The sequence below is a fragment of the Aliiruegeria sabulilitoris genome, assembly GCF_001558155.1.
In the GTDB taxonomy this organism is placed as follows: Bacteria; Pseudomonadota; Alphaproteobacteria; order Rhodobacterales; family Rhodobacteraceae; genus Tropicimonas; species Tropicimonas sabulilitoris.
On the sequence record NZ_LOAS01000028.1, the window covers coordinates 21,059 to 44,228 of the forward strand.

A 23,170-nucleotide genomic window follows, 5' to 3' on the forward strand; every position below is an offset into this window, starting at 1 on the left:
TCGAGTGTTATTTGCTGGTTCGGGGTGTCACCCCTCGGCTGGTGGCTGCCGAAAGGGCAGCCCTGTGCAAGGGGGCCAGTTCAACGTGCTTGCGGTTTCCGAGTGTGATCTCGGAGTCGCCCGAACTGATCACCGCAGTGGTGATGTATGTTCGTTTGGTCCTGCCGAGATCGCAGCGCCAGAGGAGAGTCGAGGTCTTGACGATGTCGATCGATGCAACCTCGTGCGTGCCGGATTTTCCGCCCAAGGCGGTGCAACCAGGCAGGGCTGCGGCCTGAGCGGTCGCGTACAGCGTGCCCTCCGGTCTGGTTGTCGGTGCAGCCAGGATGTCAAGAGCGCGGGCGATCGTCGTGACATCGTAGCCGAGCGAGGTGAGATCGAGCTTGGCCGGTGCGGTTGCACCGATCCGTACAGAGGGGCTCGATCCATCGAGCAGCAGCGCTGAGAGCAAGGTATTATAGGCCGCCGGGGGCGCATGGCGGACGGTGTCGTAGGCAATATCAAACCCGGTGGCGGGGCGGGCCGAAGGCGCGGCACCGATCGCGTCGAGCAACTGGTAGACCTCGTCCATGTGTTGTTCGGCGAGCCAGGCAAAAGGATCGTTCTTGCTTTTCGCGAGAGCTTTCTCGACCGGTATCCAGGCGCCCCCTGTGCAGGCTGCATCTCCCGAGGACAGGGAGCACAGCTCCTTATAATCGTGGCGCGCTGCGATCAGGGCGAGCAGCATCTTGCGGGTGGAGCCGAGACCCCAGTCGGGTGCGACCGAGACGTAGCCGTCGGCACCGTTCTTGACCGGGCCGAAAAACTGACCGTGACGTGAGTCGTGTGCGGCTCGGACAACTGGCCCCTCGGGGTGGACCTCGATTGCGGTTACACTGTGGATCGCCTGATTGCGACAACCGGTGGTGAAACATAGCCCTTCAGGCAGATTGCGCTGGAGGTCGGCAAGAGCCGCTGGCAACGTCGAATCCAGTTCACTCTGGGCACGCCAATCAATGGTCGATACAAGAGTTTCGCCGGGGATCCAGTCGCCGGAGAGACGCAACCCGTCGAGGATCACTTGGCGGGCTTCGATGCTCGCTTGTGTCTGAGGTGGTGCGATCGGCAGGTTGGCACGGGCGATCGCGGCGAGCCGGAGATTGCGGGCGTCGAGGTCGGGTTCAAGGCTTGGACGCGCGCAGATCTCGTCGTTGCCGCAGAGCGACTCGAGCTCCGCAAGCGCAAGATTGGCTTCTTCCTGAGAAGCCGCGAGTTCGGTGACACAGCGCCGGGCGGCCGGTCCAAGGACCGATCCCCACGCCCGACCAGCAGAAGTGCCGACCACGGCTGCGTCGAGCGGAAGCACTACCGGTGTTCCCATGGCGCGACCGAAGAGGCAGCGCTCAGACAGCGTTTCGGGGTCATGACCGAAAAGAGCGTCAGCGGCGAGGCGGCCACCCAACGGGTAGCCACGCCCGCGAACCGCCATCATGTAGTCCGAGATAAAACCTGCGCGCGAGGCCTCGTCGGGCAGATGCCTTGCGGCAAAGACGCTCGCTGCGATGATCATGACCGGCTTGTCCCAGCGCGACAGACTTTCGGGATGCCCGGTCAGAGCTTCAAAGGTCGAGAGCATCGGGCCACTTAGGCCCCTATTTCCATCGAGCAGCCCGATCTCTGCAGCGCCGTAGCGCAGGAAGCCGCGCCAGTCATGGCCGAACACGGTCTTGGGAAACGGAGCGATCTCGCCCTCGATCGTGACTACAGCGGGCACCACGGAGGACTCGATCTTGGGATCAAAGGGCACGGTCAGACCAGGCCGCTCCGGTATGTGATCGACGTCGTCGAATGACATCGCCAGTTCGGCGCGGCGCGCAGCACAGGTCGCCCCGTCGATAACCGGAACATGGGCGAATATCCGACCATCGGCATCCTCGATCGCGGTGACCCTCGCGCAATCCATCTGTTGTTCGGCGATCGCGATGGCCTTGGTGATGTCGTTCCAGCGAATCCCGGCATACCCCGAGACCGCGATGCCGATCGCGGCGGTGCTCAGGATCAGGGCGCGCAGACTAAGCCCGAGCACTCCGGTGGCGACGCCACGCAGCCTCGCGGATCGGGCGAGAATATTCCGGCGCGTGGTCCCGAGTTTCCGGGGAACACGGATCCCAGACCAGTCTGGCGCGTAGCGGGCAAAGAGGCCACCTATGCCGATATCGGGCATATGGGACTCCCGAGCTGCGCGGTGCTCTGTTACCTTGAGATCGCGCCTGGCGAGGTCGTAGGCGCGCGTGTATACGGCGATCGGATCTTCCGGCTCGACGCGCATGGCATTTTCGAACGCGTGGTCGCGCTCGGCATCCTGGCGGGCCATGAATTCTGGGTCATCCCAGTAGGTAGAATAATCACGGGCCATCAGCGGTTTCTCCGATTGGCACGCACCTGGCGAGCGTGGCGCACGGTGTTTTCGAGCAGGTGCGAAACAGTCGAGGCTGATGCGAAGCCGAGCCAGAATCCGCTGCGGACGAGAGTGCCGAGGCGGGCGGCCACGAGGTCGACCGCAGCCGCCGGGCCGCCGGGGGCCAGGAACACGGCCCAGATGGCAGCAACAGCAAGGCCTATCGCCAAGGCTATGGCAACGGCCCGCACCCTGAGAAGAAGGCTTAAAGCCAGCGCGAAGACGACGCCGAGCGCCAGTTCTTCGCCATCATAGGAAATGATCTGGTCGAGCATCACAGGCGCCTCCCGAAAACAAGGACCAAACGCTTCGGAACGCGCCAGACAACGAGCATTACATTGCCGCTCAGAACTACGCCGAGAGCAGTCGCCGCGACCGTTGTAACAGCGATGCGGACATGAACTAGTCGTCCGACAACCAGCGAGGCGATAGCGCCTGTGGCGAGGGTGGCGCCGGCCAAAGGGGCGGCATGCCCGGTCATCAGAAACGACCTCGCGAAAGAAGGCGCAAGACCCACGTTGGTCCGCGCCAAAGTGCGAAAAGAACCAATCCGCCAATAACGACCCCAAGAAGTGTGGCAGCCGCATCGCGCCCTGCGATCGCAGTGACCACCGACTGAATTGAGCCTAGGATTAGGAAGACCACTGCAAGAAGAGGAACGGCTTCCAGCAGCGGCGGGCTGAGCTCGCAGCCATAGAGCTGAGAGACTTCCAGTCCCGCGACCATTAGCGGTGCGAGAAGAGCGATGCGAGCGTTAAGGGCGATGGCCAGAGCACCCACAACCGAGGCGTAGGCCAAGTCGGCACGATCAAGGACCATACCAACTTGATCCATAGCGTGGTTTACCAGAGGGCCAGTAGGGTCAAACATCAGACTAGCCCTGCAGCACGCGTTCGAGAAGGCGTGCTGCCCAGTCCAATATGGGCAGCCAAACGGGCAGCATTGATGGCTGGTCAAGCATTGCAGCACCTCGAGTTAAGACACGAGGAGAACAATAGTTGCGCTACGGAGCCATAGGCCGCGACGAACGTTCGCCGGAAACGGTGTCAGCCGGGGGCGAGGTTTCGCCACTTCACCGCGTGAGCTTGGGGGAACTCCTTAAACCGAATGTCAATATTGCCATTCGGTTTAGGTTCTTCCGACTCGACGACCCCGACAAAGTCGTTCAACTTGTCGTACCATCTTCCTTTGACCACTCGGACTTTTGTCCCCTTTGGAGGTGGGATCTCGAAACTCGTGCGCACTTCGGGTCGATCAGCCTTAGTTGTGACCGAATCCAAAAAACGTGGTCTGAATTGTGACGCACGGGCTTGGTGGCGGACGCCAAGTTCGCCACCCATATCGACGAATGGGCCCATTCTTTTTTGAGAATGCCGGCTGTCCGCGTATTCTTTAACAGACATGATACTGAGATCGAGGTTTGGCCTTCGTGACTTAAGAAGCGCCTGCACCTGTGGCGTTCTCGCCCAGGTCTTGCTTGGGTAGGCTGCGGCAACGGCATCTTCCATGTGCTTTCCGAATGCCGCGCGCGCGCCATCCAATGTGAGTGGTGTCCCGTGCGACATGACCGGTTCCCCGAGCGACACGGTTACTTCACCGTGGCCATAGGACTTGGCTGCGCCGATGCGCAGGATTGCAGGGTTGCTCTTCGGTGTGGCAGTGAGCGCCCAGACTAGCGCGCCCAATTCCTGCGGCAGGACATTATGAAAGACGACACGTCCGATGAAGGTCGTTCCGGGCGGAACAAAGTGGATGGTGCTTTTTGCCCCGTTTTCCTCGGTTCCCCTGAACTGCTCGTTTTCGGTCTCTCTACGAAGCGTTCCATCACCCGCAGGCCAGATCTTTGTTCCACCCAGTTCTGGTTCTTTGACGAAGAGGCGGGTGTCGGACTGGCGAGCGGCAAAGGTCGCCATGATTTGTCTGTTTCTATCAGAATCCTCATCCTGACGAACATAAAACGGATAGTATCCCTCATTGGGGTTAGACAAGACGTATTTCCGACATTTCAACTTGAGGCCTTCGGGACCGCGGGCAGCGGAGAATAAGATTCGCCCCGCTCGGCCGCCAGTTCGCCCGGCAGCATCGTCTTTGCCCAATGCCGCCGCCTCGCCTAACAGGGTGGTGGGAAAGTCCGGCACGCGATCTGGACCTGCCATTTCAAGGTGGTCGGGATGGGAACGCGCCAACAGGTGATGCGTGTTTTCACCGAAGGCGACCTTGAACATTGAGGCAAAGCCCATTGCGGCGACGCGGTCGTCTTCGAAAAGATAGAAGACCGGTATTGCCTCGCCACATTTGAGAGCGAGTTTCCAGAAGGTCCAACCGGGGTGGGCATCGTTGCCGTCAGCGCCGCTGTTGAGGTATTCGAAGGCGTCGAAGACGTCGGGTTCGACGTCGCGGACATTTCCGATCTTGGCGGGGGCAGACAATTCGCCCCGGCAGGGGTTTGAGAAGACGAACTCCTGCTTTTTGCGCCTTCTTCCAAAGGGGTTACCATTCGCAACCTCCGGTTTTCCGGTCAACACAACCGTTCCCAGAATGCCCTGCCCAGTTCCGAGGATCGCGTGCCGCCGTTCGTGATAAAGTTCTGTGCCTCGCGCATGCGGGTGATCCACTGCGTCAACATCGTCGATCCGGATAGTCATCTGATCATCGAACGGCTTAGCTTGATTGTATCCCAGAAGAACATAGCGATCGCCCGTACCGTTTCCTCCCTTAGCCAAGGATTTTTGATCATCTCCAGAAGCTTGAAAGTGCTGGCCAAGATCGCGGATTCCTACGCGGCCGAGTTGGCATTCCACGATTTCATAACGCTCAAGTTTTCCACATCTCCGCAGCCAACCGGCGCAAACTTTTGAGGTGAAACGCTTCCTGGTAGACCCATCTGGTAGATCGGGACGAACTCTTTCGCGATGGACAAATCTGTCACTATACAATTCCCTCACTGTTTTGCCTGGATTTCCTGAGATATCCCGCATCCCTGGCCAGCGTTTCTCAACAAACTCGCCCAATCTGCCGAAAGTTGCGATTTCCAGGGTGCCGCGCAGCAGACCGTCGAACGTGGATTTCGGTATGACCGGCGGACCGCCCGGCGTGAGTGTGAAGGGGCGAACATCGCCGCCCTTGACGCGCGCACCACCAACGCATGTCTCAGTCCGGGTTGTCACAGTTATTTCCATCTCACCCGAGACCGCGCCGTTCAGCGGAACGTCGTAGCTGGCAAACTTGCCCCAGGCGGGCTTGTATATCCAGCGCGAGATGGGTGCTAAGCGGTAGGCAGATTTCGGTTCCATCATCCAGTCTTCTCGTAGCCTACGAAACGATCGAAGCTACGCACCGGCGCGTCGCAGTTCTCGTCAATCATCCAGAACACATGAAACACGGCGCGCATCCCCTTGGGTTCTTCGCAAAGCAGCGTGACACGCTCCCGCAGAGCGGGTACCTCACCCGTCGCAAGCGCGTTGTTCGGTGCAAGCTCGCGCTCATCGATCCGTGTCACCACGTCTTCATCGAGGCGGTAGCTGACTCCGCCAACGGCCCATGCGCCCTCCAATAGAGGCGCATCTGGATCCAAAGCGTCTCCGGTTGTTTTCTTCCCAATCTGCATTGTGGATGGCCATAATGCCCAGCCCAACGGCGTTCCGCTTGTATCGGCGAGTCGCGGTATTACCTCTGGTTCCGTAACTGGCTCACGTTTCACCGCCACAAGGGCCAGCATTACCCTCTCCCATTGGGGCAGATCGGCCTGTGAAACCGCCATTTGTGCCGCGACGAGGCGCTTTCGTCGGGTTTCCATCGTTTCACGCTCCCCCGGCATCGCCGCTACGCTCCCATTCCGTCGCTTCGCCCATCATGAGCCCGTAGCCATGTCCGCCCATGCCCAACCGACCGAGGCGAAGGTCTTCCAAAGCCATTTCCAGACAGACGAGAGCCTCTTTCCACATTGCATCGTTCACTCCCCACGGGCGCCGTAATGTCAGTGGCAGATCGACCTTCGGTTCTACCAATGCCTCCTCCGCGAATAGACCACCCGAAACAATGCGCGCTCCGCTGGTGAATCGGTCGTTTGATGCATGGTCAAGACGCGCGACCTGATCTGAGTCGAGTGTTGCCTCGCCTACGTACAGCGCGCCTTGCCGGCCCGAGCCGTCTCGTTTGGCGGTGCCAAACAGCCAGACGAGGGGGGCGGGCCTCCGGGCCAACCGTTCGAGCGCCTCAGTGGCATCGGGGCTAGTCCAGTCGAGCGGTTTCTCGTTGCGCAAATTCCAATGATAAAGTGTGCGATGGGCGAGCGCGCCTTTTACTCCGCTGCCGGGAAGGGGAAAGACGTTCACCAGAACGCCCGTTTTGCTCTCCCAAGAGATACGCGTTTCGCGCAAAAGCGGCAGGGGCTTGGCATGCCGGTCATCCGGTTCGGAAGTGTTAGGGTTCTTCTCGGCACCCGTGTCGGTACCTGTCTTCGGGTTTTCTTGCCACTCCTGCAAGTCTTGCATAGCGACCGTCTGCTGCCCCTTTGGAACCAATGGCGTGCCTCCGGTCGGATCCGCGACGGCCAAAACGTCTTTCGCACGTAAGGTCACGGTTCGAGTTTGAACATCTGGATTGTGAGCAGTCAAACGTAGATCGTCGTCCAGCGGCTGGCATGGGGCGAGACAGAGCACTTCACGCAACTTATCTGCTGTGCACAGGGGCACAGCACGATGCGTGGCGCTGACCACGTTTACAGCGCCGAAGCCCGCTGTGCCCGCCGCGCCCAGGCGCAGCGCAGGATCGCAGAGGAACGCGAGCAGGCGGCGCAAAGCTCCGCCTTCCTCTATGGCGCCTAGCTCTCCAGTCATCGTCAGCCGAAGAGAAAAACGTGTACCAACGGGCACTGCATTCGTAGAGAATTTCCGCCGCCCTTCAACAATACGGCAATGGTTTAGCGCAACGCGGTCCCGCAACAGCGGCATGTCCATCGCGAGAAGTTCAGCCACCTTGTCGCCCGGGTAATCCGAACCGATGCAGCGATTTGCGGCGCCATGGGGCCGTGCCCATTCGATCCTCAGTTTAGAGCGGGCACCTTCGTCGCCGCGTACAAAACCCAGCAGTTCTTCGATTTCGTGTGGCGCAAGCCGATCCATGGCCAATGCGCGCAGCGCCCCACGCAGAGAGCGCGGCGGGATAGTAGGCAGACCGTTCGGTCCGCGCATCAATGCCGAAACCGTGATCGATTGTCCCTTCTCGGAGGGAGCTTCATCTTCTTTGTCAGCATTCGCGGTGCGTTGCGATCTGTTTTCTCGGGTCTTTGCTATCTCGTCGGGCGCGCCAAGTAGGCGCACAAGACGCTGGCCGGAGCCAATCGATATCGGCTCGGACGCTTCAAGGGTAAGGTGGATCACATGGCAGACTTGTGCGGTGTCCGGTACAAGGCGCTTCCCATTTCCGTTGTGCTCCGTCTCCTCTTCCCGCTCGTTCGACTCCAGTGGTTTTGGCACGGAATCTGGGACAAAATCCGGGATTGTAGCAACGCAGGCGGGTGCGTTCAGAAGCTTGCTCGGTCCATCTGTCGGCCTAATCACTTCGCCGAGGAACGGCGGGTCAATCCAGACCTGACCGAGGCCTTCATTCGTATAGCGCCCAACGACTTGGCGTTTGGGGGCCTCGACGTCCTTCGGCACGAGGTAGGTGAGAACTGAGCCTGCCTCAATCACCATCCGCTCGGATAAGGCGCGTCCGAAATGGGCGTTGCGCTTGGCATAGCGCCGATGCGAAATTGCGCATCGGCTTTCAACAAGCTTCGCATCACCCAGTCCTAGATCCTTGGCGTTTATGACTGGTGTCTGCGCGCCATGGGCATCTGCAGCACAAACATCCGTCACGCACAACACGCGCACTTCGCCTGCTGGAATCTCTTCATTGGGGATGGGTCTCTGCGCGACCCATCTGACCGAGGCCTCAAAGGGTCCACCCGAATTGGCCCTGGCTGCACCCAGCCGCAACGATCCGGTCAAGGCGGCGGCGAGTGTTTCTCGGTCCCTTTGCGACACGTCGGTACCGACTGCCACTTTAGCTTGCAGAACAAGATCGCCCGTACGCAGATATTCAGTTGTAAAGAGCCTATGGGCGGCTGCCCTACCGCGGTTGGTTGCCGTCCGCGTATCGGTCCGCGTTTCGGTCCTGACCTGCCGCAGGGCAACCGTCATGAAACCCGCGCCAACGGCCTCGTATTGTTTCGTGCCTTCATCGGCCGCGTTGGACATAGAACGGCCGTCTCTAACAAGCCCTGTGTCGAGAATGCCGTCCTTCCAGGCCGCCTCGTGTGAGGACTTGGGGCTTACATAACTGCGCGGGACGGGGACAACCTCGGTGTCTGTTCCGTCAGTGGGTAGCGCGGGCCCGAAACGAACGGCGTTGGTGTGAAAAAGCGCACCGGCGTTCTCGTAGTCACGATATTTGCGGGCCGCCGCGCCAAGCAGCGCGCTTCCAGGTACATAGTTCAGAGTCCGCCGGACCCCTTCGGTCGCAGGGCGATCGGTAAGCCGAACATCACCACTGCCGCGCAAAGCAACCATCAGAGTTCCGGCGCCAGAGCCGACCGTGGGTGTCTCGGGTGCATTGCCGTCTTTGGTTTTTGAGTTGTCACTCCAATGAAGACAACGCGCCCGCGCAGCGCCGAAATTTCCTTTGTCATGCCCAAAGGCCAATGTTGCCGCGCAAATCATGTCCAGATCGGTGATCCAGTCCCCGATTTTTCCTGACTCCACAACCGTCGGGATTAATCCCAGCAGATCGACCGGACGGACGGCTTCCAAGCTGCGTAAGCTGCGGTTTTTGGCAACGCCCAATACGTCACGCGCAGTGGATGGTATAACCCTGAACAACTTTTCCGGATCGCAGGCCTTGCGCGCATCGCCGGGCATTCGCGCTAGTCCGTCGAAGGCCAGCGCTGCCGGGCAGCCGTCGAAGCCGAAGAGTTCTACGGTACGCCCCGCTTTCAGTGCGCCATCCTGTTCGAGCAACATGGCCGTCTCTTTAAGCGTTCCCTTTACCTGGGTCATGGGCATGGCTGGCCAGCCTTGATCATCGCGAACCGCCCGGGCGTCGGCATGGGTGCCGAGCCCGCGTCCGTCGCCCGACAGCCAGTAATCGGTGAACTGTATATGGATCAGGGCAACTCGGGTTATGTTGGTTCCACCTCTATCTTGGCCGCGAAACCCGAGGAAACCGACAGCGGCGAGGCGTCGATGTCTATCAAATCAAGCGCATCAGAAAGTAGCCCGGCTCGGTCGAGCGGAATTTCCGCCTGATCAGCACTGTTATTACCGTCTTCCGCATCGCCGGAGCGCTGTTTTAACCCAAGCGCCTCCTGAAGTTTCCCAAATGCCGCCGGTCTGTCGGTGCGTGCCACTTCCGCCGCTCTCCTGAGCCGGATTTCACCATCGGCGTTCAACGAGTGCATAGCTTCACGAAAACCCTGAAGCCCTCCAAGCGCTTCGAGAGCGTCCCGCACCTTGAATAGCGTCTCAATTCGAGACAAACCTCTAGAATCACTGTCAGCACATCCAATCACGTAAGGTGCCGCGCTAAGCGCCACTCCGCCTGCTACTCGCTCGCGCGAGCGAAAGTCTTCATACGATTCTTCCGCCGGCTTGGGCACGATCGCAAAGGTCAGCGCTGACATCGGCGGTGCCGGAGCATCCTCTTCCTCCAGCTCGGTCGTATTCGCGGCGATGCGCTTGACCACCTTCTTCGCAGCCCCGCACATCCCATCGGCCATGTGCCCGGCCATTGAAAAGGGATGTGAAGCGCTCACGATGGCAACCCCTGCGCAGGCCGTGAGCCGAGTACAGGGAGGACTATCGGAAATACCGAGGTCCTGCCAGAGTTTGCGCAGCGTTTCCTCAGACATGCACTCCAAAACTTCAAGAAATAGTTGCGCGAAGCTAATTGCGAGGTCGGCGCGTAGAATCACGGTCATATCATCGCCACCTAGGAGGACAGGCCTCATCGGCAAGAGAGCCGGTATCGCTTCCGGCTCGACGCTGTTCGGATGATACCCGAAATGCAGCAGCCATCGCTTCCTAATGTACTCGCAGTTCGGCTCATTGCTATAGCGCAATGCCTTGTCCACCACTGGCCCGCTTGCCACCTGCGCAGCGCTCTCGATTATGTTCTCGATCGCCGTGGCGACTTTTAGTACGTCATTCGGTTGCTCGAGCCGATTAGAGATTTCGATGAAAAGTTGTCCCAAACCAGAAATGTCGGCGTGGACTACGCCTATGCGTTGGTCTTCGGAGCCGTCGCGGAACGGAAAGGCGGGATTGTCGGGATTTGCATCCTTCAATTTGAAATGTCGTGGAAGACGTAGGTTGTCCAAATCTCCTACAGAGCGCCTGGCCAGCGTATCACGATACTCGTGGCGCACGGCGCCGGCTAGGCGGCGCCCCTGCGTTGTTGTCTGTGCTGCGGCACGGTCTTGTGCTTCGCCCTCGGCATGAGGGTCTATCAAACTTGTAGGCCGTCCCGTTCGCGGGGCGAGTTGAACACCGGGCGGCGCCAGAGGAAGCAGAGTCGCGATTCCGCCGCGCCTGACGCCGCCTTGCGTTTCATAAGCCCGGCGGCGTGCCTCCGTCGAGCTTTCATGCGGGCCGGTCAGTACATCGACATAGGGCAGCCCCGGAACGTACATTCCGAAGGTCAAAAGCCAAGCGTCCCGAAACGCCTTCAAGACTGCAAGATCCTTCCCGTGCAGGCAGAACGACGCCCCCGCTCGACGCGAAGGTTCAAGGGCGGGGAAGCGAACAAGCACCTTGCCCAGCAGATCATCGCCATCCGAGGATGCCACCGCCGCGATCAAGTCGCTACCACCTGCGATTGCAACAAGTCGGCCGGTATCCGCGATGAATGACTGGATGCCTTTTGCCTCGAAAAGATAGGCGTAATGAACATCGGTTGTACGCATCGTCGCTGGGGTTGATTGAATGTGCATCAAATCAAATCGCCATTGAGAGTTAACTGGAAATCTTCGGGTTGTGCAGAGATCCGATAAGCAGTCGCTTTCACTTCTCGTTCGTCGCACTCGTCCGCGGGCAGTTTTACTTTGAGTTGGGTCTTTTCGAGCCGTAGCCGTTTTTGGAGATACGGATGGAACCTAAGTACGCTGAGAATTTCCGACATTCTTGAAGACAAGAACCCTGGAAGACTTCCAGCTAGGTTCAGTTGGCTCTTTACAGCGTCTGCGAAGACTTCTTGGGCGTCTTGCGCTTCGATACCCCAATCGGTCGCAATCTTCCAGCCCGATATTTCTTCCAGAAGTTCCCGAAAGGCGGCAACCTCCGGATGGTGTCTAGGTCTCGTGTCTCTACCTTGGTAGTTTGTCACCCAGCCTGCGTCGTCGTTCCCGATTTTTCCGAAGCGCCCTATGCCGTTTTTTCGAATCATAAACAGAACGACAAGAAGTAAGAAGTGCCCGTCGTCGAACTTGGTCTGTGAGGTTTCACTGGGGACTCGCGTTTCTCCAGCCACTAGTTCCTCGTCCCGGCATCGTATCGTCCGTGAGTTTAAGTCAATCGAAATCTGTGGTGCCCCTTCGCGCGCGTCGGCGGCAAGTTGCACTGCGTAGCGATACGTCAACGAAGGATGCGCCTCTCTGATGCTGCGAGCGGTCGGATTGCCAGGAATGAACGGATAATCAACAAGCCGCAATTCGCCCGCAATCTGTTTGCCTTGGAACTCGGTTGTCGCCTGACCCTCGTGGAAATGCCCGGGCCACCAAAGGCCCCTGTATTGAATTCGCTCGGGGTTAACCTGCACATCCCACAGCTTGTCACCCGTTTCCGCTACGTCGCGAACCAGAGCGCGAGCAGCCGACGCCATGTACTTTCGGCCGCCCGCCATCAGCACATGCATGCGCGTGTTGGCGTCGCGATTGAAACGGGTCATCGTCATGGGGTCAATGGCGGTCGTAGGTTGCTTGCCGGCGTGCGCATCAATTGAAACGCTGTTGACCATAAGCGACAGGAACGCAGCTTCGAAGTCTGCGCCCTGTTGTGCGGTGAAAGCATCGGGCAATGGAATGCCACGGCTGTCTTTGGCCGGCTCGAAGGTGAAGTCCGGTGGCGAGTGTCCGAACGTTCGATATAGCAAGTCGATCTTTTTCTTTAGCAGCCAGCGATAGGCCGAAAGTCGCTCCGCTCCCGGGCCGCTTTCGGTGTCCGTCTCCATTTCCCCGGCCTGCTTTGCCTCGTCCCTCGCATCCGCGAGCAGGATCTCTGCAGGCATCGGCTCGCCATCTACGGTTCGCCTGGCTCTGTCTGGTGGCGCACCCAGTTTCCCTCCTGGCTGCGTTGTCAGCACCCGGACGGTGTCCGGAATAATCGCTGCTGGATCTGCCGGATCGCGCTCCGCCGACGCGCTGAGCATGCACCACAACGCTTCGGTGACCACGCCGTATGACTGGCCTACAGGGCAAATAAGTACGTTTTTGACAGTATCGCTCATGTTGGAACCCGTTTGGGAAGACAACGGATCAGGACTTCCAAGACTGTATCCGGGTCCAGAATGGACGGATGCGATTGTGGCGAGCCGACTATCCCGGCCGAGCCACCCCATCCCGGTTCGTGTTGAACGACGACTTCCCTGAACAACTCCAGACCCTCTCCTTCCCACACTGCCACAGTGTGCTTTGGGCCACATTTTCCCGCAGGAAAGCAAAAAAAAGGATGTGTCGCAACGACAATCGGCGCGATACGAAATCCCAGTTCCAACGCCCCGCGCTGCTCGGAATGAACCAATGCCACGGCAGGCGCTGAAAGACGAGCGAACGTGGATCCTTCAGTGACACTTCGCGCCAAGGCGGCCTGTGCATGTGCGCCAGCAGTGGCATGTGCTTCAGACAACTCACCCAAAGCCAGCCAGCGCGACATGCGGGCCACGCGTTCGGCCATTGGCAAGGAATCGTCGAAACAGCAACTCGACATGGCTGATAGTTCTGCTCCCGGCCAGGAATCCGGCGGGGCGTCCGCTCGGGCTGGGCCTGGCCAAGGGCCACGTTCGAAGCGGTCCATGCGGCCGACACGACCGATGCGCGTCGCCATTGCCTCCCGCACGGGCAGGCCGGCCGCGCGCCATGCCATGACGGCCATGGCACCCAAGGCGTCGGCATCCGGGCGAAGGGTGGCCAGGGTTGTGCCGGGTCGCGGCAGGACAACGCGACAAGCCGCCTCGACTGCTGCCGGCGCTCCGGCCGGCCCGCCATGCTGCGGATCGAGATTGGCGACACAGGCCGCGGCCATCGTCGGGTCGGTGAGTTCGACGCCGAATGTGTTCGGTTGCACTGGCGCGCCGGGGGAAAGCAAGGCGTAGCGATAAGCGGACAAGGCTGGGGTCATCGGTCTCTCCGTTCGGACGATGAGACAGTCTCGCAAAAATGACGGGCCTACGGCGCGCGGCGAATGTTCGGAGCGCCAGAAAGGCAGAGCAGTAACGCCGTTTTCCTGTCGAAGGGATTTCCGGCGGATAACGCAATATGGTCTAGGGGCTCCCCCACAGGAGCGGCGCTCCATCGAATACTACAGCGGGTGGGTCCTTCCCATCACTAACGCAATGGAGCCGCTCCCTGAGGAGCGGTGTGTCTATCCTCTATAAGCCTTTGATAGCATTGTCAAATTCGAAACGGTTTTCTACCCTTCTTCCAAAAAACTGAAATCTACTTGATAAACATTCTCGAGACCTTCCTGCGCGACAAAATATTATTTTTTTCCAAGATTCTACGCCGTACTCTCACCCCTCGCGGCGGTCACACGATCAGCGGTTCTGGCCGGGGCAGGGCTGCTCCTTCAACCACGCGTACCACCAAAACCGCATCGCCGGGGCCAGCCAGGGCGCGGAGGTCGCGCTCCAACCGCTCGGCACCCTTCGGGCACGTGCGCACAAGAAAGACCGACCTTTGCAACGCCTCGCCGCGGGCGCGTAGAGTCTTGAACGCCCGTCGTCGCGTCCGGTCGGATGCGATGTCATAGCAAACCAGATGCGGCGACCTCACCAAGGTCCCTCCAACACGAGTTGTCCGTTCGCGCGCAGCGCCCGGGAAAGAGCGCGAGCGTGCCGCGCGGGTAAGTCGCGCCAGCAAGCTGCGCGTCCCGCGATATGTAATCTGGTGGACCACCGCCGCTCCAACGCCCGCAATACGACGCGGCGGCCCTCGGCGGTAAGGTTCACGGCGCCAGAGCCATCGGTATCGGCGTGGCGGAGGCCGAGCGCGCGGGTGTTGATCGACTCCAGAACCGCGGCATCGCAGATCGCCACTCGCAGCGGCTCGGCCAGATCCAGTGCCAGCGCCGCCCGTCCGGCCCGCTCGGCGTGCAGAAAGCCGACGGCGGGGTCAAGTCCTTCACACCGTGCCGCTACCGCGCAAGCAGTGGTGACACAAGCATACCCGTAGGAGAGAGACGCGTTGACAAGATCGCCGGGCGGCCGTCGCGAGCGGCCGGCAAAGGTTACACCCTCGGCGCGCAGTAGATCGGGGATCGCCTTGTGCCATGCTGCTGCGGCCGCGCCCTCGATTCCCATGATTGCCGCGCGCGTCCGAGCCCGGGGCAGCCTCTGTCGCGCGCGTGACAACGCGCGGACACATACTGCGGAAGCGCCTCGGCGGCGCGCCAGGCGGTTGCAGGCGGCTAGCTTGGCGTCGATAAGGGCGCGGGCCAGCGGGAGCGAGCGGGCCGGATCAGCGGCGGCTGCGTACTGATCCCGCCGTGCTGCTGCGCCAAGATCCATTGGCGTGCAAAGGCCCACCGGGTAGCCTCCACGCGACAACACAGCCAGTGGCACACCGGCTTCACAAAGCGCACGCAGACAAGGAGCGGTGACGCCAGCCCCGCCATGAAGTACCACCATCGACAACGTATCCAGTGGTACGCGAGTCCCCTCCGCCTCGAGCGCGCCGTCGCGGAGGCGCAGAAGCGCATCATCGGAGACGATGTGAAGCGGGATCCGGTCGGGCACCGGCTCTTCCGCCGGCTGTGCTGTTGGCCTTGGGGCGGTTCGTTGTGGCAGGAAAAGGTCGAAAAAGCCCATGATCTGTGTCCCCTGTCTACCGGGGAGAGCCTGCCACAATAACATGCGGCACAAGGAGCAGCGAACCTTCGTCAGATAGAAGGGCAGGGTCGCAACACGTGGAGATCTCTCTCCGGCCACCTTCCGCTAGCTCTTTCAGAATGCACAAGGCCGGCCCCGTAAGGCCGGTGATGCCCTGCAGGAGAAAACAATGAAACGTCGCGATTTTGTCGCAATGGAGCCGGCCCCGTAAGGCCGGTGATGCCGGAACAAAAGGTACCTGTCAGGTTATCATCGACCTGTCGCAATGGAGCCGGCCCCGTAAGGCCGGTGATGCGCTTCTACTACACAGCCTTGCTCGAGAACGATGAGTCGCAATGGAGCCGGCCCCGTAAGGCCGGTGATGCTGCTCTCATCGTGCTGAAAGATACCGATCATTGGAGTCGCAATGGAGCCGGCCCCGTAAGGCCGGTGATGCCTACCCTCTACGAGACTATGATCTGCCTGTCAAATTCAGCATGTTTTTCCACCCCTCGCGCAAAACACGCTCTATATGTTCTCCAGGAGATATGGTCTCTCTGCGGAGGGACAGTTTCATTTTGTTTTTCAGTTGCTTCTGAGGTCTTCTATCCCTCGAATGCAGGACCAATTCCGTACCGAGGAACGTGAACGACATTCCCGGCGGGACGATGCGTGTCTTGTCGGGGTGCAGCCGCAGCCCCGCAAAGCGTAGAGTTTGTTCAGCTGTTCGCCGCGCCTCTCTCGCTCCGGCTTTGTCAGCACAAACCACGACGAAATCGTCGGCATATCGCACCAGGCGTCCATGTTTGGAAAGTGCTGAGTCCAAGGGACCGAGCGCGGTGTTTGCTAGCAAGGGCGAAATCGGCGAACCTTGAGCCAGCCCCCGACGCCCGAAACTGCCCAGCCAGATCCCGATCAGTTGCCGGGTTTCAAGGCACGAGACCTTCTGTTTCAGGACGCGCCTCAGCGGGTGATGGCCAATCTCATCAAAGAAAGAACGGATATCTGCATCCAGCGCCCAGCCTTGGCCACGCCGAAGAGAGCGAAGTGCCAACGGAACTGACCGCCCAGGACGATAGGCGAAGCTGCCCGGATGCATCAAGGGGTCGAGCACTGGTACGAGAACCGAAGCCACCGCGCCTTGTAGCACCCGATCGCGCAGGCAGGGAATACGCAGCACGCGCGTCGACCCATCACGCTTCGGGATTGGGACCGCGCGCAACGGACCTGGCTGGTATCGCCCTCTGCGCACTTCACGGACCAAAGCGTCAAGTGCGGTCTCCAGCCCGCGCGTCATCGCCGCGGCAGTGATCCCATCGCCTCCGGCTGCGCCTCCATTGGCACGGGCGCGTGTGAAGGCCCTGCGCAGGGCGGAGCGTGACAGGGCGGAGTCGATGAGGGAACTGCGGGTCATAAGGCCAGTCTGGCAGTAGCGTGGGCCCTGCGACCGGCGACGAAGGTTCGCTGCGATCCGCGCGCAGGCGCAGTATGGGATATCTGCGGCCGTCACCGTCCCGGAGGTTCAGCAATGCCCCATTCCGACTCGTCTCGTCCTGACTCTGCCGACCGTCTACCGTCTCAGCTGTGGACCACCGGTTCCGGGCAGGCTGCGCTGGTGGCGATGCAGCGCCAGTCGCGCGCCGGTGATTTCGGCCCGGCCCGGGTGCGCCTGTTTCTCGATACTATCTCCCGGGGCGCGGCGACGTCGGAAAAGTGTTCTTGCCCGATCTGCCGGCCTCAGCGCAGGTCGTGAAAAATACCGGTTGCGGGGCGAAATGCCCCGAGACCCCAGTGCGAGAGCGCACCGGCGGCGAAAGGCGTGGAACTTGGTTGTGCCAGTAAGACCGCCAACCAACCCCAGACAGCGTAATGGGGCAGTTTCCGCCTGACCGGCGTCTGGGTCCAGAGCCACGGCGCGCCCTCGCCGGGGCGGGTCACCGTCAATTCCAGCACGCGCGGAAGGCTTCGCAAGTCCGCAATTTCCCGCGCAGCCTGTGACAGGAGGTCCTGTCCCGGCTTCAGGCGGCCCGGCTTGGCCCAAGCATGGTTGGGTCCGATCAGCGGTGTGGCCGATACCCACAGATGCGAAGGTGTGTCGCGTAAGTCTGTTTCTTCCAAGTGCCATTGCCCCGTGCTCAGGCGGATTCGCGCCACGGTGCCTAGTGGGTCCAGTGCGTCGAGCGGCGCCTGTGCCCATACGGCAAGGTGGTCAATGAACCCGTCGCCGTCGCGGTCTTCGCCAACCCAATGGGCATGTCTGTGTCGATCGCTGCGATGCAGCGCATCCGGTAGCCGCCCGCAGCCGGTCGTGCGCCGCCGGGCCTCTAGGGCAGCAGCGCGGGCGGCATGGCCAAAGAGAGCCGCTTCGGTGATCGGCGGGCCAGTTGGGCCCAAAAGATGCCAACGTCTCAAGGTCGTAGTCATGGGTTGGGCCTCGTGTTACGTTCTGGGCACTATAGGAGGCAGGCGATGATCGAAAACAGAACCGACTGGCCCGAACGTTTCGTCTATATCGTAGCAGCATCGAAAAGCCCAACCGTGACCTTAGCGCCAATAATCGATGTGCCCGAGCGCATTGCAGGTGTGATCGTTCTCGAAGGCATATCCAACCTGAAGAATCCGACCCAAAGCGACATAGACAATGCCGGAGATCCGGCGCGCAAGCTGCAGAGCTTTGCCGACAGGCTGGGCGTAAAGTTCAGAAAGATCCGCGGAAGCAACGCGGCTCTTCATCCCTGGACGAAAGCGGCCGGAGTAGCCAACGAGATGGCAGGTGAAGACGGGGACGAAACCGAGCTGGTATTCAACATGAAAGCCGGCCAGAAGGAGGTCACGATCGGGGTGCTTGCCGGCTATAACGCCGCCAACATGCGCCCATTGCACCTGCACTCGGTGACGATGGGCGACAGCCGTCCGACCCTAGCCACGCTGGGCGACCACGATCTAGAACTGCGGCGCCTGCCAGTTGGGAAGTCAGTCAGACTCGACGAGATCATCCGGCGCCATGATCACGACTGGACCGAGCGACAAGCCACCGCGCGGGACAACCAATGGCGGCTTGGCCCGGAGCAGTGTCGATTTATCGATCGGCTCACAGATCTAGAGTTAGGTTTCTCCGCGCGCGAAGACATCATCAGGGCCATGAACAGCAGTAAGTTGCTGTATTGGAGACCGGCAAAGGGAAAAATGCCAGCCAAAGTCGCCGTGCGATGGCCGAGTGGTTCAAAATGGGTGCATTGCGACGACTGGATCGAGATCGGAAATGCAGAGACCCGGCAGTTCCTTTGTCAGGTAGACGGCGCCGAAGAAGATGGGACGAAAATCCGCTTCCGATCGAAGCGGGCTTGGGAGTTCCTAAAGGGTGGCTGGCTTGAAACCTATGTTTATCGTCTACTTATCGATGCGCTTGACGGTGTCGATGGAGTCACCGATGTGGAAATGTCGGTGCGCATCGCCCCGGCTGTTCGCGCTGGGCACAACGAGTCATTCGAGGCTGGCGAAATCGATGTGGCCGTGGCTTGGAGTAATCGAATCTTGCCGATCGAATGTAAGGCTACTTTGGATGCAAAAGGCCAGGCTCACGCACTACGTCAGGCAGCGGAGTGGGCGGGTCGGATGGCGGGACCCGGAGGGGTGTCATTGATTGTCATGCCGTTCATTCACGAAGGTCATGAGAGCTACCGAAAACTATTGGGATCTGCCAAGGCAATGGGCGTAACGCCGGTACTTGGCTGGAATGAAGTCGGCAACGTTGGGAGCCGCGTAAGAGAAATGTTGGCTCAACTAAATCCAAAATAAGACTATCACCCTTAGGTTCCATCTTATTGAATTTCAGAGCCAAAAGATGACTGCGGCAGCGAGTGCGATGGCTGATAATCGCGGCCTACGCCGAATGGTTACGCTCAACCAGTGTCTCGATCCAATTCTTACGCACCCCAGCTATCAGGTCACCTTCTCAGTGACCAGGAACGGCACTGTCTTCGACACCAACTGGTCGCCGAATGGGCGGCAAAGCCAGACCCAATGGCAAATAGCACTCACATTTCCGTTACATGCACCTCCGGCACCTCTTCGCGGGCAAGTTCGACGAGGTGTCGGTGATGCGTGAACATGATCGCCTGTCCGACCCCACCCATCTCGGCGGTAAGGGTCAAGGCAGCGCGGGCGCGGGTATCGTCGAAGGTTTCAAGGATGTCGTCGGTCACGAATGGCAAGGGGCCGAAGCGGCGGATGAAATCGGCATGCCCCGCAACGCGGAGCGCGAGATAGAGCTGCCCACGGGTTCCAAAGGACATACCCTCGGCGCCGACCGCCTCGCCAGCGCGGATGCCTACCAACCGCTCGCCGGTCCCGGTAGGTTGCGTCTCCAGCCGTTCCCACTCCCCGCCGGTCATACTGATCAACTTGCTTCCTGAACAATCGTCCTGGCGATATCTGGAGGCATTGTGGAAGCAGGCATGCACAAAATGTTGCGGTATCCCGTGAAATTGCTCGAAACGACCGTTCTTTGGCGCCTTCTGCAATGCTCTGAAATAACGAAGTTATGTAACCATCCGGCGTAGGCCGCGGGCGCTGGCTTCTCTTACGTCTCTGCCTTGGGTTTGCGGGACCGCGGGGTCCATTTCCTGGCAAGCCGGTCGAAGCGTTCGACGATGCTGTCGATCCCGACATCTTCGGCGTCGAAGTCCCCGCCCGACCACTGGACCATGTCCTCGTGTTGCTCATGATCGGGATTGGCGAGCGCTTCGAGGAATTCCTCGTAACCCCACGCGCCGCCGACGTCCTCGGGCGGGCAGGCCCCGGTGGCCTTCAGCAGCCGTGGATAGGTCATGCCCGGGGCGGCCTCGTTGACCCGCTCGATCCGGATGCTGTGGTCCCAGTCATCACCGAAGTCGTAGACATACTGGATCGTCCTGGTGGCGGTCTGGTCGAGCAGCTTTTCCAGGGTGATCTTCTTCGCGTCCATGAGGCCGTCGTAGATCCCGTCCGGGTCGGGCTCGCCCCAACCGGCATCACCCACCCGGAACTCGTAGAGATGGGTGTCGGTCCAGCACATGGCCGCCTGGATGACCTCATGCAGCCGGTCGAGTCTGATCTTCAGCGGCACCTCGATATGGCGCATCGGCATTGGCTCGACGTCGTTCAGGATGATCCGGAGGCGGGCGATCAGGGTCATGCGGCCATCCTTTGTCGCGTCGGGGACCAGTTCCAGGGCAGCAGATCCGGCACCCGCGAGGCTGTCGTGGCGGGCAGCCGGGCGAGGATATCGGCGAGCCAGGCCTGAGGATCGACATCGTTCATCTTCGCGGTGACGATCAGGGAATACATGAAGGCAGCGCGCTCACCTCCGCGCTCGGAGCCGGCGAAGAGCCAGGACTTCCGGCCGAGGGCCACGCCGCGGAGCGCCCGCTCGGCGGCGTTGTTCGTCAGGCAGATCCGGCCATCGTCGAGGAAGCGGGTGAACGCGTCCCAGCGGTCTGCCCTGAATATGTATGCGATCGCCTTGGCGACGGGGTTGTGCCTCGACATCGTATCGCGCTCGGCTTGCATCCAGTCGCGCAGGTCCTCGACCAGCGGACGGGACAGCCGTTGCCGGGCCGCGAGCCGTGATGTGGCATCCAGACCGTTGATCTGGCGTTCGATGTCGAAGATCGCATCGATCTTCGTCACTGCCTCCAGCGCCACGGGCGATATGTCATGGGCGGGCTTGCCCTTCCGGACATTCCCCTTGATATCGGCGAGCTCGAAGAACTTGCGCCGGGCATGGCTCCAGCAGAGCGCGCGGCTCACCGGGCCGGGATCACGGTCGCCGCGGTAGAGGTCGTTGTAACCGCCGTAGGCATCGGCCTGCAAAATGCCCTGCCAGCCGGCGAGATGCCGGTTGGGATGGGCCATCTCCCGGTCGCGCGAGAAGTGGAACAGCGCGGCCGGAGGCGCGCCACCCGCGAACGGGCGATCATCTCGGACATAGGTCCAGAGCCGCGCCGTGCGCGTCCCGCCCTTCGCCAGAAGCGGCACCGTCGTGTCATCGCCGTGCAGCCGCTCGGCCCCGAGGGCATGGGTCCGGATCAACGCGTGGATCGGCTCGAGCGCGGCGGCACAGGCCCCGACCTGGTCGGCAAGCGTCGAGAGGCTGAGATGGACACCTTCCCTGGCGTAGCGCTCGGCTTGACGGTTCAAGGGCAGATGCTGTCCGAACTTCTCGAAGAGCACCATGGCCAGCAGGTTCGGTCCCGCCCATCCGCGCGGCGTCGCATGGAACGGCGCCGGTGGCTGGCTGATCTTCTCGCAAGCCCGGCAGGTGAACTTCTCGCGGACCGTCTGGATCACTTTCCACTGCCGCGGAATGACCTCGAGCGTCTCGGTGACGTCCTCGCCCATCTTCACGATGCGGTCCGAACCGCAGCACGAACAGGACGTGGGCGCCGAGATCACCACGCGTTCGCGCGGCAGATGCTCCGGGAAGGGCTTGCGCGCCGGGCGGCGGCGCTCAAACTCCGCGACGGTCGTGGTCTTCGCCACCTTCTGGGCGGCGATCTCGTCTTCGGTGGCCGCGGCCTCCAATTCCTCGATCTGCAATTCCATCTGGTCGATCAGGCGGGCGCGGCGCTCCGAGCTGTGGCCATAGTGCTCGCGCCGGAGCTTGGCGATCTCGAGCCGGAGGTGCTTGATCATCGCCTCGGAGGTCGAGACCACCGCCCGGGTCTGCGCCAGCTCGCTCTCAGCGGCCTCGGCACGTGCTTCCGAGGCCGCGAGCGCGGCGCGCAATCTGGCGATATCGGAAGCGGCATCTGACATGGCCGAGATCTACCACGCCATCATGGGAAAACCCATGAAAATAAGGCGAATGAGACTGAATTATCCCGCCTTTGCAGGGCGTTGTGTCCAGCGCGGATTGCGCCAGTCGATCCCTTCGAGGAGATAGCCGAGCTGGGCCGCAGAGATCTGCACCGCCTCACCGCTCCCGCTCGTCGGCCAGATGAACTTCCCGGCCTCGAGGCGCTTCGTGTAGAGCGACATGCCGACCCCGTCGTGCCAAAGCAATTTTACCAGGTCGCCCTTGCGCCCGCGGAAGCAGAAGATCTCGCCGGCATGGGGATCGCGCCCGAGCCCCTGCTGGACCGTCAGTGCCAGGGTGTTCATGCCGCGCCGCATGTCGGTGACCCCACCGGCAATCCATACGCGCACCCCCGCCGGGAAAGCGATCATCGGCCTTCCAGGGCCGGCAGCAGCCGCGACAAAACCTCCGGGTGCACCGACGACGGGACGAGAAGCCGCCGCCCGTTCCTCAGCACGATCTCAAGCTGAACATCCGGGGTGTTGCGCGACGCCTCCTGTGCAGCCGCCGGAGATACCGCAGGCGCCTCGGGCGAGACCGTCAGCGGGATGAACGCGGGCGGCGTCTCGTCGCCAAGCTCTCCGTCGCGATACTGCCGACGCCATATCGTCAGCAACGATCGCGACACACCATGCCGCCACGCCGTCGCCGAGACCTGACGATGCCCCAGAAAACTCTCCTCCACGATCCGGATCTTGTCAGCATCATCCCAGTGTCGCCGGCGCGGCACGTCCGCGGCAGACAGAACTTCGATCTGGGGTCTGAACTTATGGTCGGCCATAAGGTCGGACTTAGCACAGTCACCGAAATCCCGTCAGACGGCCTCCACCGGAGGG

Annotated in this window: 18 protein-coding genes; 1 reads left to right on the top strand and 17 read right to left on the bottom strand. The window is 60.9% G+C overall.

The genetic code is table 11. The features are described 5' to 3' along the window. Nucleotides 1-7: 7 nt before the first annotated feature. The 12 genes from AX756_RS20235 to AX756_RS26135 form a co-directional block, all read right to left on the bottom strand. The gene (locus AX756_RS20235; protein ID WP_068316243.1) at nt 8-2,395 is read right to left on the bottom strand and encodes a hypothetical protein; all 2,388 of its coding nucleotides are present in this window, start codon (nt 2,393-2,395) and stop codon (nt 8-10) included. Beyond that, a complete protein-coding gene (locus AX756_RS20240) occupies nt 2,395-2,712 on the bottom strand; it encodes a hypothetical protein (protein WP_068316247.1) in 318 nt (105 codons plus the stop codon). Before AX756_RS20240 ends, AX756_RS20235 begins: the two co-directional genes overlap by 1 nt. Nucleotides 2,713-3,483: 771 nt before the next feature. Next, nucleotides 3,484-5,733 carry an RAMP superfamily CRISPR-associated protein gene (locus AX756_RS20255; protein WP_082739218.1) on the bottom strand — a complete coding sequence of 750 codons (2,250 nt, stop codon included), beginning with the start codon at nt 5,731-5,733 and terminating at the stop codon, nt 3,484-3,486. Next, the gene (locus AX756_RS20265) at nt 5,730-6,233 is read right to left on the bottom strand and encodes a hypothetical protein (protein ID WP_156461584.1); all 504 of its coding nucleotides are present in this window, start codon (nt 6,231-6,233) and stop codon (nt 5,730-5,732) included. The genes AX756_RS20255 and AX756_RS20265 overlap by 4 nt, the downstream gene beginning before the upstream one ends. Before the next feature lie 4 nt (nt 6,234-6,237). Continuing rightward, on the bottom strand, nt 6,238-9,441 hold the full coding sequence (locus tag AX756_RS20270) for an RAMP superfamily CRISPR-associated protein (protein WP_197431097.1): 3,204 nt from the start codon (nt 9,439-9,441) through the stop codon (nt 6,238-6,240). A 158-nt stretch (nt 9,442-9,599) separates the two neighbouring features. Then, nucleotides 9,600-11,408, bottom strand: a complete 1,809-nt coding sequence (locus tag AX756_RS20275; protein ID WP_068316283.1) for a hypothetical protein — start codon at nt 11,406-11,408, stop codon at nt 9,600-9,602. Further along, complete coding sequence (locus AX756_RS20280; RefSeq protein WP_068316285.1) at nt 11,408-12,919, bottom strand: CRISPR-associated ring nuclease; 1,512 nt, start codon at nt 12,917-12,919, stop codon at nt 11,408-11,410. The genes AX756_RS20275 and AX756_RS20280 overlap by 1 nt, the downstream gene beginning before the upstream one ends. Then, the gene (locus tag AX756_RS26130) at nt 12,916-13,797 is read right to left on the bottom strand and encodes a hypothetical protein (RefSeq protein WP_197431098.1); all 882 of its coding nucleotides are present in this window, start codon (nt 13,795-13,797) and stop codon (nt 12,916-12,918) included. Before AX756_RS26130 ends, AX756_RS20280 begins: the two co-directional genes overlap by 4 nt. 419 nt (nt 13,798-14,216) lie before the next feature. Beyond that, nucleotides 14,217-14,462, bottom strand: coding sequence for a CRISPR-associated endonuclease Cas2 (cas2, locus tag AX756_RS26800; protein ID WP_068316295.1), 246 nt, complete (start codon nt 14,460-14,462; stop codon nt 14,217-14,219). Beyond that, nucleotides 14,459-15,496 carry a CRISPR-associated endonuclease Cas1 gene (gene cas1 / locus AX756_RS20295; protein ID WP_163886712.1) on the bottom strand — a complete coding sequence of 346 codons (1,038 nt, stop codon included), beginning with the start codon at nt 15,494-15,496 and terminating at the stop codon, nt 14,459-14,461. Before cas1 ends, cas2 begins: the two co-directional genes overlap by 4 nt. 472 nt (nt 15,497-15,968) lie before the next feature. After that, entirely contained in the window at nt 15,969-16,910 is a 942-nt protein-coding gene (locus AX756_RS20300; protein WP_068316299.1) for a reverse transcriptase domain-containing protein, read from the bottom strand. A gap of 323 nt (nt 16,911-17,233) precedes the next feature. Beyond that, nucleotides 17,234-17,920, bottom strand: a complete 687-nt coding sequence (locus AX756_RS26135) for a hypothetical protein (protein ID WP_068316303.1) — start codon at nt 17,918-17,920, stop codon at nt 17,234-17,236. 45 nt (nt 17,921-17,965) lie between these two features. Here AX756_RS26135 and AX756_RS20310 point away from each other — a divergent pair, with 45 nt between their 5' ends. Beyond that, a complete protein-coding gene (locus AX756_RS20310) occupies nt 17,966-19,294 on the top strand; it encodes a Card1-like endonuclease domain-containing protein (protein WP_068316306.1) in 1,329 nt (442 codons plus the stop codon). A gap of 239 nt (nt 19,295-19,533) precedes the next feature. Here the strand turns inward: AX756_RS20310 and AX756_RS20315 are convergent, their stop codons facing one another. The 5 genes from AX756_RS20315 to tnpA form a co-directional block, all read right to left on the bottom strand. Beyond that, entirely contained in the window at nt 19,534-19,899 is a 366-nt protein-coding gene (locus AX756_RS20315; RefSeq protein WP_156461589.1) for an ATP-binding protein, read from the bottom strand. A gap of 179 nt (nt 19,900-20,078) precedes the next feature. Continuing rightward, nucleotides 20,079-20,672, bottom strand: a complete 594-nt coding sequence (locus AX756_RS20320; RefSeq protein ID WP_068316309.1) for a plasmid pRiA4b ORF-3 family protein — start codon at nt 20,670-20,672, stop codon at nt 20,079-20,081. After that, entirely contained in the window at nt 20,669-22,294 is a 1,626-nt protein-coding gene (tnpC, locus tag AX756_RS20325) for an IS66 family transposase (protein ID WP_068316311.1), read from the bottom strand. Before tnpC ends, AX756_RS20320 begins: the two co-directional genes overlap by 4 nt. A gap of 60 nt (nt 22,295-22,354) precedes the next feature. Continuing rightward, a complete protein-coding gene (gene tnpB / locus AX756_RS20330) occupies nt 22,355-22,705 on the bottom strand; it encodes an IS66 family insertion sequence element accessory protein TnpB (protein ID WP_009803441.1) in 351 nt (116 codons plus the stop codon). After that, on the bottom strand, nt 22,702-23,115 hold the full coding sequence (gene tnpA / locus AX756_RS20335) for an IS66-like element accessory protein TnpA (RefSeq protein ID WP_068316319.1): 414 nt from the start codon (nt 23,113-23,115) through the stop codon (nt 22,702-22,704). The genes tnpB and tnpA overlap by 4 nt, the downstream gene beginning before the upstream one ends. Between the last annotated feature and the right edge of the window lie 55 nt (nt 23,116-23,170).